Source organism: Kitasatospora sp. NPDC036755 (assembly GCF_040636595.1).
Classification (GTDB): Bacteria; Actinomycetota; Actinomycetes; order Streptomycetales; family Streptomycetaceae; genus Kitasatospora.
Genome location: NZ_JBEZUT010000558.1, coordinates 1 through 3,369, shown reverse-complemented (window position 1 = coordinate 3,369; position 3,369 = coordinate 1). Strand labels below are relative to the sequence as shown.

At 73.1% G+C, this 3,369-nt stretch carries 2 protein-coding genes and 1 pseudogene; all 3 read right to left on the bottom strand.

Annotated elements, in window-relative coordinates:
- Positions 1-249: 249 nt before the first annotated feature.
- Positions 250-2,067 carry an ABC-F family ATP-binding cassette domain-containing protein gene (locus AB0E96_RS39810; RefSeq protein WP_359831558.1) on the bottom strand — a complete coding sequence of 606 codons (1,818 nt, stop codon included), beginning with the start codon at positions 2,065-2,067 and terminating at the stop codon, positions 250-252.
- A 121-nt stretch (positions 2,068-2,188) separates the two neighbouring features.
- Positions 2,189-3,121: a 4-(cytidine 5'-diphospho)-2-C-methyl-D-erythritol kinase gene (locus tag AB0E96_RS39805; protein WP_359831556.1), complete on the bottom strand. Its 933-nt coding sequence runs from the start codon at positions 3,119-3,121 to the stop codon at positions 2,189-2,191.
- 59 nt (positions 3,122-3,180) lie between these two features.
- Positions 3,181-3,369, bottom strand: a pseudogene (locus AB0E96_RS39800) (16S rRNA (adenine(1518)-N(6)/adenine(1519)-N(6))-dimethyltransferase); the annotation flags it as partial.

The following is a 3,369-nucleotide window of genomic DNA, read 5'->3' as shown; positions in this document are numbered from 1 at the left end:
CCGCGTGCTGAACTACCCGTACCCCGATGCCTCCGTCAGCCCCGACGACCGTCTGATGGCGCTGTGCGTTCCCGGCGGCCCCGACCGGCCGCCCCGCACGACCCGACGCGCAGCGCGCTGGGCCGTGCGGCGGAGGAGCTCGAAGCGCTCCTCCGCCACCGATCCGACGGGTGATCCGCCCGGGAGCCAAAAGCGGAGAACAGAGAACAGAAAGCAGAGAACAGAAAGCAGAGAGCAGAGAGCAGCGGATCAGACCTGCTCGGCCAGCTCCAGCCAGCTCATCTCCAGCTCCTCCTTCTCCTCCCGGACCGCGCGCAGCTGCGCGTCCAGCTCCGCGACCTTGGAGAAGTCCGCGGCGTGCTCGGCGAGTTGGGTGTGCAGCTTGGACTCCTTCTCGTCCAGCTTGGCGATCTGCCGCTCCAGCTTCTGCATCTCCTTCTTCGCCGCCCGCAGGTCCCCGCCGGAGAGCCCGGCGGCGGTGGCGGTGGCCTCGGCCGGGGCCGCCGGTGCGGCGGCGGGCGCCGCGGCGGCGGCCATCCGGGCCCGGCGCTCCAGGTACTCGTCCACGCCGTTGGGCAGCATCCGCATCTTCTTGTCGCCGAGCAGCGCCTGGACGGTGTCCGTGGTGCGCTCGATGAAGAAGCGGTCGTGGCTGATGACGATCATCGAGCCGGGCCAGCCGTCGAGGAGGTCCTCCAGCTGGTTGAGCGTCTCGATGTCGAGGTCGTTGGTGGGCTCGTCCAGGAACAGCACGTTGGGCTCGTCCATCAGCAGCCGCAGCAGCTGGAGGCGGCGCCGCTCGCCACCGGAGAGGTCGCCGACCGGCGTCCACTGCTTGTCCTTGCCGAAGCCGAACTGCTCGCACAGCTGGCCGGCGCTCATCTCGCGGCCCTTGCCGAGGTCGACCCGCGAGCGGACCTGCTCGACGGCCTGGAGCACCCGGGTGGCCGGGTCCAGCTCGGCGACCTCCTGCGACAGGTAGGCGAGCCGCACGGTCTTGCCGACCTTGATGACGCCGGACGCCGGCTGGACGTCGCCCTCGCTGGCGTAGGCGTCGCGCAGCGCACGCAGCAGCGAGGTCTTGCCGGCGCCGTTGACGCCGAGCAGGCCGATCCGGTCGCCGGGGCCGAGCTGCCAGGTGACGTTCTCCAGCAGCAGCTTGGGGCCGGCCTTGACGGTCACGCCCTCCAGGTCGAAGACGGTCTTCCCGAGCCGCGCGTTGGCGAACTTCATCAGTTCGGACTTGTCGCGCGGGTCCGGCACGTCCTCGATCAGGGCGTTGGCGGCCTCGATCCGGTAGCGCGGCTTGGAGGTGCGGGCGGGGGCGCCGCGGCGCAGCCAGGCCAGCTCCTTGCGGGCCATGTTCTGGCGCTTCTGCTCCTCGACGGCTTCGATCCGGGAGCGCTCGGCGCGGGCGAAGACGTAGTCGGAGTAGCCGCCCTCGTACTCGTGCACCTCGCCGTGCTGGACGTCCCACATCCGGGTGCAGACCTGGTCGAGGAACCAGCGGTCGTGGGTGACGCAGACGAGCGCGGAGCGGCGCTTCTGGAGGTGTTCGGCGAGCCAGTTGATGCCCTCGACATCGAGGTGGTTGGTGGGCTCGTCGAGGACGATCAGGTCGGGCGAGCCGAGCAGCAGCTTGGCGAGGGCGATCCGGCGGCGCTCGCCACCGGAGAGCGGGCCGATGACGGTGTCCAGGCCGTCGGCGAACCCGGGCAGGTCGAGGCCGCCGAACAGGCCTTCGATGATGTCGCGGATGCGGGCGTCGCCGAGCCACTCGTGGTCGGCCCGGTCGGCGATCACCTCGTGCCGGATGGTGGCCTCGGGGTCCAGCGAGTCGTGCTGGGTGAGGACGGCCATCTGCAGCCCGCCGGAGTGGGTGATCCGGCCGCCGTCGGGTTCTTCCAGCTTGGCGAGCATCCGGATCAGGGTGGTCTTGCCGTCGCCGTTGCGGCCGACGACGCCGATCCGGTCGCCCTCGCTGACGCCCAGGCTGACGGCGTCCAGCAGGGCGCGGGTGCCGTAGACCTTCGTGACGGACTCGATGGTGGCGAGGTTGACGGCCACGTGTGCTGCGCTCCTGGGTTCGGCGGTCGCGGGGCGGCCCGCCGCTCGGCGGCCGGGTGCCCCTGTCGGGACACCCCGATCTCCCCAGCCTAATGGGCCCGCCGAGGGCCCGTTCACCGCGTCAGCCCTCGGTGGACGCCTCCGTCACGGACGCCCCCGGCACCGGCCCGTGGGTGGCGTGGGCGGTCCGGCAGGTGCCGGAGGCCCGCAGGGCCCCGGCCACCGCGGCGGCGGCCTCGGCGTCCTTGACCAGGAAGGCGCAGGTGGGACCGGAGCCGGAGACGAGGGCTCCGAGCGCGCCCGCCTCGGTGCCGGCCCGCAGGGTGGCGGCGAGCGCGGGGCGCAGGGAGAGCGCGGCGGGCTGGAGGTCGTTGGCGAGTGCGGCGGCCAGTGCGACGGCGTCGCCTTCGGCGAGGGCGGCGAGCAGTGCCGGGTCGGCGTCCGGGGTGGGGACGTCGGTGTCGCTGGAGCCGGTTCCGGCTTCCTCGCGGAGCCGGTCGCACTCGCGGAACACCGCGGGGGTGGACAGTCCGCCCTCGGCGACCGCGAAGACCCAGTGGAAGGTGCCCTCGGCGGCCAGCGGTTCCAGGATCTCGCCCCGGCCGCGGCCGAGTGCGACGCCGCCGAGCAGGGCGAACGGCACGTCGGAGCCGAGTTCGGCGGCGAGTTCCAGCAGCACCGGGAGCGGGGTGTCCAGCTGCCAGAGCGCGTCGCAGGCGACCAGCGCCGCCGCGCCGTCGGCGCTGCCGCCGGCCATGCCGCCGGCCACCGGGATGGCCTTGGCGATGTGCAGGTGGACGCCCGGGTCGGCGATGCCGTGGTGGGCGGCGAGCAGGCGGGCGGCGCGGGCCGCGAGGTTGCTCTCGTCCAGTGGGACGACGGCCGCGTCCGGGCCGGAGCAGCTCAGCGTCACGCCCTGCCCGGCGGAGGCGGTGACCTCGTCGCCGAGGGCGACGGCGAAGAAGACGTTGGACAGGTCGTGGAAGCCGTCGGCGCGCAGCCCGCCGACCCCCAGCTGGACGTTGACCTTGGCCGGTACCCGTACGGTGATCACAAAGTGTCCTTGGCAGGCTTCTACTCGGCGGCGGCGGGCTTCTGCTCGCCGACAGGCTTCTACTCGGCGGCGGGCTTCTGCTCGGCGGCGGGCTTGTCGGCAGCGGGCTCGCCGACAGCGGGCTTGTGCTCGGCGATCGCGGCGAACTGCTCCACGGTCAGCATCTCGCCGCGCAGCTTGTGGTCGATCCCGGCGGCCGCGAGCGCCTGCTCGGCCCCGGCGGCGGAGCCCGCCCAGCCGGCCAGCGC